Annotated in this window: 14 protein-coding genes; 5 read left to right on the top strand and 9 right to left on the bottom strand. The window is 61.2% G+C overall.

Going from position 1 to position 14,483, the window contains the following annotated elements:
* Window positions 1-2: 2 nt before the first annotated feature.
* From SWE17_RS08670 to SWE17_RS08635, 8 genes are all read right to left on the bottom strand, one after another.
* Window positions 3-1,544, bottom strand: a complete 1,542-nt coding sequence (locus tag SWE17_RS08670; RefSeq protein WP_322992700.1) for an RNA polymerase factor sigma-54 — start codon at window positions 1,542-1,544, stop codon at window positions 3-5.
* 40 nt (window positions 1,545-1,584) lie between these two features.
* Window positions 1,585-2,343 carry an LPS export ABC transporter ATP-binding protein gene (lptB, locus tag SWE17_RS08665; protein WP_322992699.1) on the bottom strand — a complete coding sequence of 253 codons (759 nt, stop codon included), beginning with the start codon at window positions 2,341-2,343 and terminating at the stop codon, window positions 1,585-1,587.
* Complete coding sequence (gene lptA / locus SWE17_RS08660) at window positions 2,340-2,969, bottom strand: lipopolysaccharide transport periplasmic protein LptA (protein ID WP_322992698.1); 630 nt, start codon at window positions 2,967-2,969, stop codon at window positions 2,340-2,342. Before lptA ends, lptB begins: the two co-directional genes overlap by 4 nt.
* 155 nt (window positions 2,970-3,124) lie before the next feature.
* Window positions 3,125-3,799 carry a thiol:disulfide interchange protein DsbA/DsbL gene (locus SWE17_RS08655; protein WP_322992697.1) on the bottom strand — a complete coding sequence of 225 codons (675 nt, stop codon included), beginning with the start codon at window positions 3,797-3,799 and terminating at the stop codon, window positions 3,125-3,127.
* Window positions 3,800-3,829: 30 nt separating this feature from the next.
* Window positions 3,830-4,489 carry an SPOR domain-containing protein gene (locus SWE17_RS08650; protein ID WP_322992696.1) on the bottom strand — a complete coding sequence of 220 codons (660 nt, stop codon included), beginning with the start codon at window positions 4,487-4,489 and terminating at the stop codon, window positions 3,830-3,832.
* An 11-nt stretch (window positions 4,490-4,500) separates the two neighbouring features.
* On the bottom strand, window positions 4,501-6,210 hold the full coding sequence (gene argS, locus SWE17_RS08645) for an arginine--tRNA ligase (protein ID WP_322992695.1): 1,710 nt from the start codon (window positions 6,208-6,210) through the stop codon (window positions 4,501-4,503).
* A gap of 9 nt (window positions 6,211-6,219) precedes the next feature.
* On the bottom strand, window positions 6,220-7,146 hold the full coding sequence (locus tag SWE17_RS08640) for a LysR family transcriptional regulator (RefSeq protein WP_322992694.1): 927 nt from the start codon (window positions 7,144-7,146) through the stop codon (window positions 6,220-6,222).
* 66 nt (window positions 7,147-7,212) lie between these two features.
* Window positions 7,213-8,139 (bottom strand): hydroxymethylglutaryl-CoA lyase, encoded by a 927-nt coding sequence (locus SWE17_RS08635; RefSeq protein WP_322992693.1) that lies wholly within the window; start codon window positions 8,137-8,139, stop codon window positions 7,213-7,215.
* 208 nt (window positions 8,140-8,347) lie between these two features.
* On the opposite strand from SWE17_RS08635, the gene SWE17_RS08630 reads away from it, so the two are divergent.
* The 5 genes from SWE17_RS08630 (at window position 8,348) to SWE17_RS08610 (ending at window position 13,467) form a co-directional block, all read left to right on the top strand.
* Window positions 8,348-10,579, top strand: coding sequence for a malate synthase G (locus SWE17_RS08630; protein WP_322992692.1), 2,232 nt, complete (start codon window positions 8,348-8,350; stop codon window positions 10,577-10,579).
* A gap of 97 nt (window positions 10,580-10,676) precedes the next feature.
* The gene (locus SWE17_RS08625) at window positions 10,677-10,910 is read left to right on the top strand and encodes a hypothetical protein (RefSeq protein ID WP_108313369.1); all 234 of its coding nucleotides are present in this window, start codon (window positions 10,677-10,679) and stop codon (window positions 10,908-10,910) included.
* Window positions 10,911-10,921: 11 nt separating this feature from the next.
* Entirely contained in the window at window positions 10,922-11,170 is a 249-nt protein-coding gene (locus SWE17_RS08620) for a cysteine-rich CWC family protein (protein WP_322992691.1), read from the top strand.
* Window positions 11,167-12,699, top strand: a complete 1,533-nt coding sequence (locus SWE17_RS08615) for an MFS transporter (protein WP_322992690.1) — start codon at window positions 11,167-11,169, stop codon at window positions 12,697-12,699. The genes SWE17_RS08620 and SWE17_RS08615 overlap by 4 nt, the downstream gene beginning before the upstream one ends.
* A 3-nt stretch (window positions 12,700-12,702) precedes the next feature.
* Entirely contained in the window at window positions 12,703-13,467 is a 765-nt protein-coding gene (locus SWE17_RS08610) for a class II glutamine amidotransferase (protein WP_322992689.1), read from the top strand.
* A gap of 25 nt (window positions 13,468-13,492) precedes the next feature.
* Here SWE17_RS08610 and gshB read toward each other — a convergent pair whose 3' ends face one another.
* Window positions 13,493-14,434, bottom strand: a complete 942-nt coding sequence (gene gshB, locus SWE17_RS08605) for a glutathione synthase (protein WP_322992688.1) — start codon at window positions 14,432-14,434, stop codon at window positions 13,493-13,495.
* Window positions 14,435-14,483: the final 49 nt, after the last annotated feature.

Here is a 14,483-nt window from a genome sequence, read left to right as displayed (position 1 = left end):
TCTCAAAGGGTTTTGCGCAGGTTCGCAGGCGCGATCTTCAGGGCTTCGCGGTACTTGGCCACGGTGCGGCGGGCGCAGTCGATGCCTTGCTCTTTCAGCATCTCGGAAATCTGGTTGTCAGACAGGGGTTTGGCAGGTTTTTCAGCGGCGACAAACTGCTTGATGAGCGCCCGCACGGCGGTGCTCGACGCGGCGCTGCCGCTGTCGGTGCCCAGGCCCGAGCCAAAGAAATACTTCAGCTCAAACGTACCTTGCGGCGTGGACATGTATTTGGCCGTGGTCACGCGGCTGATGGTCGACTCGTGCATGCCCAGCTCGTCGGCGATCTCGCGCAACACCAGCGGGCGCATGGCCAGCTCACCGTGCGTCAAGAAGTTCTTCTGCCGCTCCACGATGGCGGTGGACACGCGCAAGATGGTGTCAAAGCGCTGCTGGATGTTCTTGATGAACCAGCGGGCTTCTTGCAAGCGCTGCTGCAAACCCGCGTGCGACGAGCCTTTACTGCCGCGCAGGGCGTTGGCATAGATGTCGTGCACGCGCAGTTTGGGCATCACGTCCGGGTTGAGCTGGATGCGGAACTTGGGCGTGGCGGTCTTGCTGGTGTTCACCACCAGCACGTCGGGGATGATGATGTTTTGCTCGGCCTGCACAAAGGGGCGGCCGGGCTTGGGTTCGAGCCGGGCAATGAAGGGGATGGCGGCTTTGACCACGGCTTCGTCCAGGCCGCACGACACGGCCAGGCGTTTGAAGTCGCGTTTGGCCAACATCTCGAGCGGCTGAGCGCAAACGGCCAACGCGGCTTGGGCCACTTCATCTTCAGGGTCGTCTTTGAGCCAAGCCTTGATTTGGATGCGCAGGCATTCGGCCAAATCGCGGGCGCCCACGCCCACGGGTTCGAGCGATTGCAGCAAGCCCAGCGCCACGGTGAAGCGGTGCACCAGCTCGTCGAGCTGTTCGTAATCGTCGCTGCCCGCCAAGCTGGCGGCCAGCTCGGGCAATGTGTCGGTCAGGTAGCCGTCGTCGTTGAGCGATTCAATCAAAAAGCGCAGCGCGGCACTGTCCACTTCGGACAGGCGCAGCGACAGCGCTTGGCGGTGCAAGAAGTCGGTCAGTGAGCCGCTGCTGCGGGCCAGGTCGATGGCGTCGGCGGTTTCTTCGCCGTTGTTCTGGCGTGGGCCGGCATCGCCGCCCCATTCGCTGTCATCGGGGCGCATGTCCACACTGCCGTCGCCGTCCCAGCTTTCGGCGACATCGGTGACGGCTTCGTCGCGGGTTTCGCTGGGGCCGTCATCGCTGCTGCTGGCCGTGCTGGCGGTTTCACTGACGCGGTCGCCCAGACTCACGCGGGTGTCGGTCTGGTCCAGGCCAAAGGCCTCTATGGGCGCTTCTTCTTCGCTGCGCTCCAAGAATGGGTTGTCGTCCAGCATTTGGTCGACCTCTTGCGACAACTCCAGCGTGGACAGTTGAAGCAAGCGGATCGATTGTTGCAACTGGGGCGTGAGCGCCAGGTGCTGGGACATGCGAAGCGACAGACCGGGTTTCATGGCTGTGCTTTCTTGTGGTGAGCAGACGGTATGCGGTTCATCACATTCGGAAGTGTTCGCCCAAGTACACCCTGCGTACCTCGGCGTTGGACACAATTTCTTCCGGCGTGCCTTCGGCCAGCACACGCCCTTCACTGATGATGTAGGCGTGGTCACAAATGCCCAGCGTCTCGCGCACGTTGTGGTCGGTGATGAGCACACCAATGCCGCGCTGCTTGAGGAAGGCGATGATGCGCTGGATCTCGATCACCGCGATCGGGTCGATGCCGGCAAAAGGCTCGTCGAGCAAAATAAAACGGGGGTCGGTGGCCAAGGCGCGGGCAATCTCGACCCGGCGGCGTTCACCGCCCGACAGCGCCACAGCAGGCGAGTCGCGCAAGTGTTCTACGCGTAAATCGGTCAACAAATCGGTCAGGCGCTTTTCGATTTCTGCCGACGACAAGGCTTGGCCTTGCGCATCGGTTTGCAGCTCCAAAATGGCGCGCACGTTTTGAGCCACTGTGAGTTTGCGAAAAATCGAGGCCTCTTGCGGCAAGTAGGACAAGCCCATGCGTGATCGCTTGTGGATGGGCATGCGCGTGACGTCTGCGCCGTCGATCAAGATTTGTCCACCATCGCCGCGCACCAAGCCGACGATCATGTAGAAAGAAGTGGTTTTGCCTGCGCCATTGGGGCCCAGCAGACCCACCACCGCGCCTTTTTCAACTTGCACCGACACATCGTGCACCACCTTGCGGCTGCCGTAGGCTTTCTTCAGGTGGTGCGCCACCAAGCTGCTGTTGATGACGGGTGCACTCATGGCTTTTTGCCTTCGGTCGCGACTGGGCTGACCCGCAAAGCCGGAAGCGCCGAGTTGGGCGCTGGTGGTGCAGTGACCGGGGTGGTTTTACGGGGAGTCAGCACGGCCCGCACGCGTTGATCACGCGGGTCTGTGGGTTTCGTGCCTGGCGCAGGGCGGTCCACCGTCATCACTTCGGTGGTGTTGTTGAAGACAATTTTTTGCCCTGTGATCTGATCGGCCAACACGGTGCCGCGCAAAATGCGCAGCTCGGCCCGCTGTACCAAAGTCACCACATCGGCTTGACTGTCGTAAATCACCATTTCGCCTTCACCTTCGGTGAATTCGTCCACGCCTTCGCGCTTCTGCCGAAAGAACACGCGCTCATTGGGGGCCGCCCAAATTTGCGCGATTTGCTGGCCATTTTTGTCTTGTTGCACTTCCATCCGAGCGCCGCGCAACACCATGGTGCCTTTGAAGGCCACCACCTGACCCGTGAAGTGGGTCAGCAGTTTGTTTTCGTCGTGGCGCATGGCGTCCGCTTCGATCAGCAAGGGCTTGTCGCGGTCGGCTTTTTCGGCCCAAGCAGGCATGCCGAGCAAACTCATCCCTAAGGCAAAGAGGCCGATGGCGTGGCGTGTTTTCATTGAGGGCATGAATCTTGCTGATGGATGTGTTCGGATTGTAGGGGCAAGCGCAGTCAGATCTGCCCCCGTGCCCGCGGTGGAACCATAAAAAAAGCCCGGCCAAACATGCGCTTGGGCGGGCTGGGACTGCGCGGGTGTCCGCGTGGACAAGCAAATCAGCTTTGTTTTTTGGTCGGTGTGGCAGGGGCGGCTGCCGTGCGCGATTGAGCGATCAGGGATTCGGCCACTTTCAGGGCCCGCTCCATGCTGCCCGCCAAGGTGCCATCGATGTAGTAACGGCCCGCCACGCCCAGAGAGGGCACACCTTCGACCTTGAAGTCGTTTTGCAGTTGCACAGCACGCTTGAGTTTGCTGGCCACGCCAAAGGACTTGTACACCTCGTTGAACTTGGTTTTGTCGACGCCTTGCTTTTCAGCCCAAGCCAGCACGCTGGCGTCGGTGTTGAGCATCAACTTTTCCACGTGGATGGCGGCAAACACCTTGGGGTGCAGCGTTTCCATCAGGTTCATGGCCTCGATGGTGAAAAACAAACGCTGCTGTGGGGCAAAGTCATCGCGGAAAGACACCGGAATGCGGCGAACCACCACATCTTTGGGCGCATTTTTGACCCACTGGGCAAAGCTGGGCTCAAACATATTGCAATGGGGGCAGCTGTACCAGAAGAACTCGATCAGCTCGATTTTGCCGGTACCAGACTCGGTGGCCACGGGGCGTTCCAAGGTGAGGTAGTCCTTGCCAGACCGGAAAAGCGCAGCCTGGGCCCATGCCAACGGGGCACTCAGCCAAGCGCTGGCGGTCACGGCCAAGGTGGAAAACAAACGGCGTTTCATTTCGGTACTCCAAAAATAAGGGCGACGGGTTTAGCGTTGAACGCGCACCAAGGTGTTTTCGAGGCCACTGCCTTCCAAGCGGGTGCGGATGCGTTCGGCGGCGGTTTTGTCCGAGAAAGGCCCCAAGCGTACGCGATACACGGTGCGGCCAGCTTGGTCTCGTTCAGAAACCTTGGCGTCCAAGCCCATTAAGGCGAGCTTGGCTTTCTGGGCGTCGGCGTCGGCCAGGGTTCGGTAGGCGCCCACTTGGATCACGTAGTCAAACGGGTCTGCTGCATTGCCAGCGGCAGCGGGTGTGGACAGGCCTGACTTGGACTTGGCCAAGTCACCCAAGGGGTCTGCGGTGACGGCTGGACGGGGTTCGGGTTTAGACGTGTCTGAAGCTGTTTTGCCGGCATCACCCGAGGTGGGTTTTTCAGCGCCTGCCTCTTTTGTTCCAGGTGCGGAGGCTGCTGGCGCGGCTGGCGCCTCTGCTGGAGGCTTGGGTTGGAACACGCTGTTGGGGTTCCAGTCTTTATTCTTTTCTGTTTCCTGCACGTCTTGGTCGGTGGTGCGGGGCTGGTTCTTATTGGAAAACGGCGTGGGCACCTTGGTCACGTAAACGGCCACGGCCAGGGCCACGCCTAGGCCCAGCACCAAACCGATGATGAAGCCCAGAAAAGTACCGCCGCGTTGGCTGTGGAGTTGCATGACCTGTCCCTTTACATTTTTTGCGGGGCTGACACGCCCAGCACTTTGAGACCGTTTCGCAGCACCTGTGCGGTGGCTGCCACCAAGGCCAGGCGGGCTTGTTTGACCGCTTCGTCGTCCACCAAAATGCGCTCGGCGTCGTAGTAGCTGTGGTACAGCGAGGCCAGGTCGCGCAGGTAAAACGTCACGTCGTGCGGCGCGAAGTCGGTGGCTGCCGATGTGAGCATCTCGGGGTATTTAGCCAGTGCCAACATGAGTGCGTGGGCTTGGGGACTTTGCAATGGTGACAGGTCGACCTGGGCCAGCTTGGCCGCATCACCCCCGTCTTTTTCCTTCCAGGCCGCCAGCACCGAGCAGATGCGGGCATGGGCGTATTGAACGTAATAGACCGGGTTGTCGTTGTTCTGGGCCAAGGCCAGGTCGATGTCGAAGATGTATTCGGTGTCGGGCTTGCGTGAGAGCAAGAAGAAGCGCACCGCGTCCTTGCTGGTCCACTCGATCAGGTCGCGCAAGGTCACATAACTGCCCGCACGCTTGGAGATTTTGACCTCTTCGCCGCCGCGCATGACGCGCACCATGGTGTGCAGCACGTAGTCGGGGTAACCCTCGGGGATGCCGACATTGGCCGCTTGCAGGCCCGCACGCACGCGGGCAATCGTGCCGTGGTGGTCGGTGCCTTGGATGTTGACCACGCGGGTGAAGCCTCGTTCCCACTTGGCGATGTGGTATGCCACATCCGGCACAAAGTAGGTGTAAGTGCCGTCGCCTTTGCGCATGACACGGTCTTTGTCGTCGCCGTAGTCGGTGGACTTGAGCCACAAGGCGCCGTCTTGCTCGTAGGTCTTGCCCGCGTCCTTGAGCTTTTGCACCGCTGCATCGACCTTGCCACTGGTGTAGAGGCTCGACTCCAGGTAATAGTTGTCAAAGCGAACGTCAAAGGCCTTCAAGTCCAAGTCTTGTTCGCGGCGCAAATAGGCCACGGCGAACTCGCGCATGCCGTCCACGTCGTTCACATCGCCGCTGGCCGTGCAGCTGCGGTCGTCAGACTGAACGGTTTTGCCCGCCAGAAAATCGTTGGCGATGTCTTGGATGTAGTCGCCGTTGTAGAAAGCCTTGCTTTCGGGGTTATCGGGGTCGGTGGGCCAAGTCGCATCGCCGGGCTGAATACCTTTCGCCCGCATGTGCGTGCTCTTGGCCAAGGTGCCGATCTGCACGCCCGCGTCGTTGTAATAGAACTCGCGGTAGACCTGTTGGCCTTGCGTGGCCAGCAAGTTGCAAATCGCGTCGCCCAAAGCCGCTTGGCGGCCGTGTCCTACATGCAAAGGACCTGTGGGGTTGGCCGACACGAACTCGACCAGTACTTTGTTGGCTTGGGCCGGTTGGTCACCAAAGCATTCAGCGGCTTGCAGAACTTCGTGCACCACGGCCTGCTTGGCCGCGTCTTTGAGGCGGATGTTGATGAAGCCTGGGCCCGCCAGCTCAATGGCGTCCACCCATTGCTGGAAAGCCGGGGTGGCCAGCAGGGCTTCGCGCAGGGCTTCGCCCAGTTGCCGTGGGTTTTGCTTGAGGGCTTTGGCCAGTTGCATGGCCGCCGTGCAGGCCAAGTCGCCATGGGCAGCTACTTTGGGCGATTCGAAGGCCGCGCGTGCACCAGCACCGGGTTGAAGTTTGTCGAGTTCAGCGGCCAGGGCCGTGAGCAATTGGTGTTTGGCAGAAAGCATGGGGGGATTTTACGGGGCTGACGTTTGCCAGTAACCGGGTTGGGCGTAATGGTGTTTCAGGTGGTCAATCCAGAGCCGTACGCGCAGCGGCAAGTGCTTGCGCTGAGGGAAGACCACAAAAATGCCGTTGGGTGGTGCAGCAAAGTCTTCCAGTACCGCCACCAACTGACCTGAGCGGATTTCGCTCTCCACTTCCCAGGTGCTGCGCCAGGCGATGCCGTAACCGGCCAAGCACCAGTCGTGCAGCACTTGGCCATCCGAACAGTCGAGTGGCCCCCCCGGGCGCAAGTGAACCACGCCTTGGCCACCATCTTCGGGGTTTCGAAAGGCCCAACCTCGGGTTTGCGAGGCATCGCTCGACAGGGTCAGGCAGTCGTGCTGCAGCAAGTCGGAGGGCTGAGTCGGCGTGCCGCGCCGTGCCAGATAGGCGGGCGTAGCCACGCACAGGCGGCGGTTGTCGGCCATGCGCACGCTGACCAGCGAGCTGTCGGGCAGGTCGCCCACGCGCACGGCACAGTCAAAACCCTCGGCAGCCAGGTCCACGACCCGGTCGCTCAAATTCAAGGAAATCGACACATCGGGGTGCAGTTCGCGAAAGCGCGGCACAAGTGGGGCCACATGGCGGCGGCCAAACCCGGCTGGAGCCGTGATGCGCAAATGCCCACTGGCCTTGACGCCACCTGCCGAGACACTGGCCTCGGCATTGGCCACATCGGAGAGCAAGCGCTGACAATCTTCCAAGAAGGCGCTGCCTTCGTGGGTGAGGGTGATGCGCCGGGTGGTGCGTACCAGCAGCTTCACACCCAGGCTTTCTTCCAGCGCATCCAGCCTGCGGCCGATGATGGCAGGGGCCACGCCCTCGGCCCGAGCTGCAGCGGTCAGACTGCCTTTGGTGGCAACCGAGACAAAGGTTTCGAAGGCTTTGAGCTTGTCCATGCGGACCGATTATGCGGCTTTAAGTTTGGAATGCTGGCCGCATGGGGGTGAATTGACTTGTTTAAGTCAGTCGCGCCAGCCTTTGGGCAAGCCCGCCTCGGGTGTCATGCCGTAGAGCGGCTCGCCGGGCAGACCGGCTTTCAGAGGGGCTCGTGCGGCCATGAGTTTGTTCAGGTCAATGCCTGTGGACACGCCCATGGCTTCCAGCATGAATACCAGGTCTTCGGTCACCACATTGCCCGATGCTCCCGGGGCGTAAGGGCAGCCACCCAATCCACCCAGAGAGCTGTCAAAGGTGCGAACACCCACCTCGTAAGCCGCCAGCGCATTGGCCAGACCCAGGCCCCGGGTGTTGTGCAGGTGGGCCGAGCCCGTGAGGGGACCGATTTCCTGAAACATGCGCTTGAACAGTCGGCTGACCTGTGCGGGGTTGGCCATGCCGGTCGTGTCGGACAGGCCGATTTCGTCCACACCCGCCTCGGCCAAGCGGTGTGCCAGGCGCAGCACATCGTCCTCGGGCACGGCCCCTTGCAGCGTGCATCCGAATGCGGTGGACATGCCAACTTCGACGGGTACGCCGGGCGCGATCTCGTCGCGCTGGCGCAAGACCGCCTTGACCTCTTCGACCATGGCTTCGGGTGTTTTGCGCACATTGGCCATCGAGTGCGCCGGGCTGGCCGATACCGGCAGAGTGAGCTTTTGTGCCCCAGCCTGCAGCGCAGCTTGCGCGCCACGCAGGTTGGGCACCAAGGCCATGATGCGCACGCCGGAGTGGCGCAGCGCATGCTGCACCACCTGCGCTGCATCGGCCATTTGCGGCAGCAGCTGGGCGGGCACGAACGAGGCGACTTCAATTTCTCGCAGGCCCGACGCCGCGAGTGCATCGATCCAGCGCAACTTGTCGGCTGTGGGCATGGTGGCTTTGACCGATTGCAGGCCATCGCGCGGGCCAACTTCGCTGATCAGGACTTCAGGGCTTGGTGATCGTGTCATGTCTGAATTAAACCGCAGAGTGCCAAAAGTTGTGGACATCGCTTGAAGCGCTGCACTTGTGATTAAAAGTCATGGGTCTATGCAGTTTCGGCGTCTTTATCGGTGTCTAAATTTAGAATAGAGTGCTTCGTATCTTTGGCCGCCCTGCAGATGTCACTTTGCACGCCTCGGCCCGATCTGATTTTTTGACTTGACCCGAGAGGTTTTCATGACTGCACGCACCGCGATTCACAACCTGCAAGTGGCCAACCCACTGCTGAGTTTCATCAACGACCAGATGCTGCCCGCCACAGGCGTGGACCAAGACAAGTTCTGGAAAGGCTTCAACGACATCGTGGCCGACTTGGCCCCGAAAAACATCGCCCTGTTGGCCGAGCGTGACCGCATCCAGACCGCCATGGACGCGTGGCACACCGCCAACCCTGGCCCAGTGGCCGAAGGCAAGGCCATGAAGGCCTACCGTAAATACCTCGCCCAAATCGGCTATCTGGTCCAGGAGCCGCGCAATGCCCAAGCCACCACCGCCAACGTGGACGCCGAGCTGGCCAAGCTGGCTGGCCCTCAGTTGGTCGTGCCGATTTTGAATGCCCGTTACGCCCTGAACGCCGCCAACGCCCGTTGGGGTTCTTTGTACGACGCGCTGTATGGCACAGACGCGATCAGCGAAGCCGATGGCTGTGAAAAAGGCTCGGGCTACAACCCCAAGCGCGGCGCCAAAGTCATCGACTACTGCCGCAACGTGCTCGACCGCACAGCACCCCTGAAGACCGGCTCGCACGTGGGCAGCAAGGGCTATGCCGTGAAAGCAGGCAAGCTGGTCGTGACCCTGGCCAACGGCAAAAACTCCACCTTGGCCGATGCCAAGCAGTTCGTGGGTTACACCGGTGATGCCAAGGCCCCGGCATCCGTGCTGTTTGTGCACAACGGCATCCACCTCGACCTGCAAATCAACAAGTCGACACCCATCGGCAAGACCGACCCCGCTGGCGTGTCCGACCTGATCGCTGAAAGCGCGTTGTCCACCATCCTCGACTTGGAAGACTCGGTCGCCGCGGTGGACGCCGACGACAAAGTGTTGGCCTATGCCAACTGGCTGGGCATTTTGCAAGGTACCCTGAGCGAAGAAGTGCAAAAGGGTGGCAAGACTTTCACCCGCACCATGAACGGTGACCGTGAGTACACCAAACCCGCAGGCAAGGGCACCGTCAAACTGCACGGCCGCTCGCTCATGTTTGTGCGCAACGTCGGTCACCTGATGACCAACCCCGCCATTCTTTACAAAGGCGCTGACGGCAAAAACCACGAGATCCCTGAAGGCATCCTGGACGCGATGATCACCGTGACCTGCGCCTTAGTGGACTTGCAGAAAAAGTCTTCGCACCCCCTGCGCAACAGCCGCACCGGCAGCGTCTATATCGTCAAGCCCAAAATGCACGGCCCGGCTGAAGTCGCGTTTGCCGACGAGCTGTTTGGCCGCGTCGAAAAAGTGATCGGCATGAAGCCTTCCACCGTCAAGCTGGGCATCATGGACGAAGAGCGCCGCACCAGCACCAACTTGAAAGCCTGTATCGCTGCCGCCAAGAGCCGCGTGGCCTTCATCAACACCGGCTTCCTGGACCGTACAGGCGACGAGATGCACACCTGCATGCTGGCCGGCCCCGTCATGCGCAAGGGCGACATCAAGAACAGCACTTGGCTGGGTGCGTACGAGAAGAACAACGTCAACGTGGGCCTGGCCTGCGGCCTGCGCGGTCGCGCTCAGATCGGTAAAGGCATGTGGGCCATGCCCGACCTGATGGCCGACATGCTCAAGGCCAAAATCGGCCACCCCATGGCCGGTGCCAACACCGCTTGGGTGCCCAGCCCCACCGCCGCCACGCTGCACGCCATGCACTACCACCAAGTGGACGTGCCTGCCCTGCAAAAGCAGATGGAAAAAGCGGTTGCCAAGCAAGACCCGAAACAATTGCGCGAAGACACGCTCAACGCTTTGCTGCAGTTCCCCGTGGTGGCCAAAGACGCCGCCAACTGGTCGGCTGAAGACAAGCAAAAAGAGCTCGACAACAACGCCCAAGGCATCTTGGGTTATGTGGTCCGCTGGGTGGACCAAGGCGTGGGCTGCTCCAAAGTGCCCGACATCAACGGCGTGGGCCTGATGGAAGACCGCGCCACCTTGCGCATCAGCAGCCAGCACATGGCCAACTGGATGCAGCACGGCGTGGTGACCGAAAAGCAAGTCAAGCAAACCATGGAACGCATGGCCGCCGTGGTGGATGCGCAAAACGCGGGCGACGCGGCTTACCAGCCCATGGCCGGTAACTTTGCCAAGTCAGCGGCCTACAAAGCGGCTTGTGACTTGGTCTTCAAAGGCAAGGCGCAACCCAGCGGCTACACCGAGCCGCTGCTGCACGCTTGGCGCTTGAAGGTCAAAGCGGCCTGAAAGCGCAGGGCTCGGACACGGGCCGATGCTTAAAAACGGCTCCTTCGGGAGCCGTTTTGCTGTGCATGGTTGAAAATGGTGCTTTGAGGAGGGCGCAATGCGCTGGATTGACCGGATTCCGATGTGGTGGCTGGTGGCTATTGCCGTTTATTTGGCCGGGGCCCCGTTTGTGCCTGAGCCGCATTTGGTGGAGAAGTGGCGCATGCTCATGCAAGGCAGCTTGAGCAAACCTATCGACATCTTTGATTTTTTCTTGCACACCACCCCTTTGGTGGTACTGGGCATTCGCCTGTGGCGTGACGCGCAGCGCCGCCGCCAGGGTAAGGACTGAGACCTGCCGCCATGTCGCAGCCTGCCCTTGACCCTTGCCGCTGCCCCTTGTGCGGGCAGCCCAATGCCTGTGCCATGGCCATGCCGCAAGCCTGTGATGCCGCGTCCGGGCCGTGCTGGTGCACGCGAGTTCAGTTCAGCGCCGATTTGCTGAAGCAAGTGCCCGAAGCGGCGCGCAACAAGGCCTGCATTTGCGCGGCTTGTGGTGCGGCGTCTGTGGACAACACGGCCCACAACCCAAACCAAGGCGCAGGCGCATGAGCCTTGCCCAAGGCCCCCACAGCCTGCAGGCCCTGCAAGCGCGTTATGGCGAGCGTCATCGCTGGTTGCTGCTGCTGTCGGTGATGCTGGGCTCCATGGCGGCGGTGATGTCGTCCACCATCATGAACGTGGCCATTCCCGACATGAGCCAGCACTTCACCTTGGGGCAAAGCCGTGTGCAGTGGGTCACCTCTGGCTTCATGGTGGCGATGACGGTGTCCATGCTCACCACGCCTTGGCTTCTGTCGCGCTACGGCTACCGCCGGGTGTACGAGGTGTGCATGTGGCTGCTGCTGGGTGGCGGTGTGGTGGGTGGCTTGGCCAATGATTTTCCGCTGGTCATGGCCGCACGCGTGGCCGAGGGCCTGGCTGCGGGTGTGGTGCAGCCCATACCGGCCATCATCATCTTGCGGGCTTTTGCGTCCGAAGAGCAGGGCCGCGCCAGCGGGATGTTTGGCATGGGCGTGGTGCTGGCCCCCGCCATTGGCCCCAGCATTGGCGGGGTGCTGGTCGATGTGTTTGGCTGGCGCTCGATCTTTTTCATGGTGGTGCCGCTGGCCATGGTGGCGCTGTGGCTGTCGCGCCGCTATGTGCCCACGTCGGCTCCGGGCGGTGTGCAGGCCGATGCGGGCAGCCCGGGCCTGGACTGGATTGGGCTGGTGCTGGCCAGCGTCTCCACCTTGATGCTGCTCAATGGCCTCGTGCAGCTGCGCGGCGATGACCACACGGTTGCCGTGACCCTTTTGGTGCTGGCGGGCGTGGGCATGGCCTTGTTTGTGGCCTGGCAGCGGCATTTGCTGCAGCCGGATCGCCGTTTGCATCGCATGCGACGCGCATCTTCAGGCCGAAAAGGCCAAGTCCGCCAAGCTAGGCGAGGCCCGCTCATGAACCTGCGTGTGTTTGGCCACCGCCATTTCGCCATGGGGGCGCTGGTATCGTTCACCTACGGCATCGCGCTGTTTGGCTCGACCTATTTGCTGCCGGTCTACATGCAGATGGGCTTGGGTCTGTCACCGTCCTACATTGGCGCGGCCTTGTTGCCGGCGGGCATTTTGCTGGCCGTGACCATCGCGGCTGTGGGGCGTTTGTCGCACCGCATGCCGCCTGCCCATTGGGTGAGCTGGGGCTTGGCTTTGCTGGCGCTGTCGTTTGCGCTCATGCCCTTGGTCCACCCGGCAGCGGGCTTGGCGCTGCTTTGGATTTTGGTGATCCTGGGCCGTATTGGCCTGGGGTTCATCTTGCCTTCACTCAACCTGGGGGCGATGAGGGGCTTGCCCAAAGACCTGATCCCGCAGGCGTCGAGCGTGATTGGTTTTGTGCGCATGCTGGGCGGCGCGGCGGGCGTGAGCATTTGCGCCATCGTGCTGGAGTGGCGTTTGGCGGTGTATGCCCATGCATCCGGCATCCCAGGTCGCGCCGATTTGCGGGCCTTCAACGAGACCTTTGTGTTTCTGGCCACTATGACCGCCTTGGCCTTGTTGGCTGCCTGGAAAATGGGTGAGGCCGAAGAGCCCCCCAAGAAAGACTGAACCATGTGCCAACTGCTCGGCATGAACTGCAACACCCCCACCGATGTGACTTTCAGCTTCAGCGGCTTTGCGCAGCGTGGTGGCATCACTGACCACCACAGTGATGGTTGGGGCATTGCCTTTTTTGAAGGGCAGGGCGTGCGCCACTTTGTGGACCACCAAAGCGCCAGCACCTCACCCATTGCCGACCTGATTCGGCGCTACCCGATCAAAAGTCAGAACGTCATCGCTCACATCCGCAAAGCCACGCAGGGCGAGGTGAGCCTGGAAAACTGTCACCCCTTTGTGCGTGAACTGTGGGGGCGCTACTGGGTGTTCGCGCACAACGGCAATTTGGTGGACTACGCGCCGCGCCTGCACGGCAGCTTCAAGCCCGTGGGCCAGACCGACAGCGAGCGGGCGTTTTGCTGGCTCATGCAAGAGCTGGCCAAATCACACGCCAGCGTGCCCAGCGTGGCAGAACTCAGTTGCACCTTGCGCGAGCTGGTGCCGCAAATCGCACAGCACGGCACGTTTAATTTTTTGTTGTCCAACGGGCAAGCCCTCTGGTCGCACGCCAGCACGCATCTGCACTATGTGCTGCGCAGGCACCCGTTCAACCGGGCCACGCTCAGTGATGAAGATCTGAGTGTCAATTTTGCGGACCACACCCGTGAGAGTGACCGCGTGGCGGTGGTGGTCACGCAACCTTTGACGACCGACGAGGACTGGGTCGCTTTTGAGCCTGGCCGCTTGTATGCGTTTGAGGATGGGAGTCTGAACGCTTAGCGGGGGGAAGCTGTGGATTGATGCTTTACAGCGCCGCTTCCACCGCGTCCCAAAACAGCGCCGCCACGTCGCAGCCCATCTGGTCGGTGATTTCCTGAAAGCAGGTCGGGCTGGTCACGTTGATCTCGGTGAGGCTGTCGCCAATGATGTCCAGGCCCACCAGCATCAATCCGCGTGCGAACAGGATCGGACCCAAGGCTTCGGCGATTTCGCAGTCACGCTCCGAAATCGGTTGGGCCACGCCCTTGCCGCCGGCTGCCAGGTTGCCGCGCACTTCGCCGCCTTGCGGAATGCGCGCCAGACAAAACGGCACGGGCTTGCCGCCGATCAACAGCACGCGTTTGTCGCCTTTCGCGATGCCGGGCAAAAACTTTTGCACCATCACCGTCTGGGCGCCGCTTTGGTTCAGCGTTTCAATGATCGCGCCCAGGTTCAGGCCGTCGACACCCACCTTGAAGATGCCCGTGCCGCCCATCCCGTCCAGGGGTTTCAAGATGATGGTGCCGTGCTCGGCATGAAAGGCGCGGATGTCAGACTCGCTGCGCGTGACCAAGGTCGGTGCAATGAACTGCGGAAACTCCAGAATCGCCAGCTTTTCGGGGTGGTTGCGCAATGCCGCCGGGCTGTTGAAGACTTTGGCGCCTTCGCGCTCGGCTTGCGTCAGCAAGTGGGTGGCATAGAAGTATTCGCTGTCAAAAGGCGGGTCGGTTCGCATGATGACCGCATCAAAATCTTTGAGGTTGGCACGGCTCGAAGAGGTTTCGGTGAACCAAGTGTCTGGCTGCCCGGTGAGCGTGATGTGGCGAACTTGAGCCGACACGGCCTCGCCTTGCTGCCAGCGCACATCGGTCATCTGGCACGCCACGACCTGGTGGCCGCGCTTTTGTGCCTCGCGCATCATGGCGAAGGTGGTGTCTTTGTAAATTTTGAAGGATTCGAGCGGGTCGGCAACAAAGAGTATTTTCATGAGCAGTCAGATTTCTAAGTCAATGCGCGAACTGTGACACAGAACGCTA

This window comes from Limnohabitans sp. (assembly GCF_034680285.1).
GTDB lineage: Bacteria > Pseudomonadota > Gammaproteobacteria > Burkholderiales > Burkholderiaceae_C > Limnohabitans_A.
Note: the sequence above shows the minus strand (reverse complement) of the source record. Positions and strands in the feature narration are given on the sequence as shown.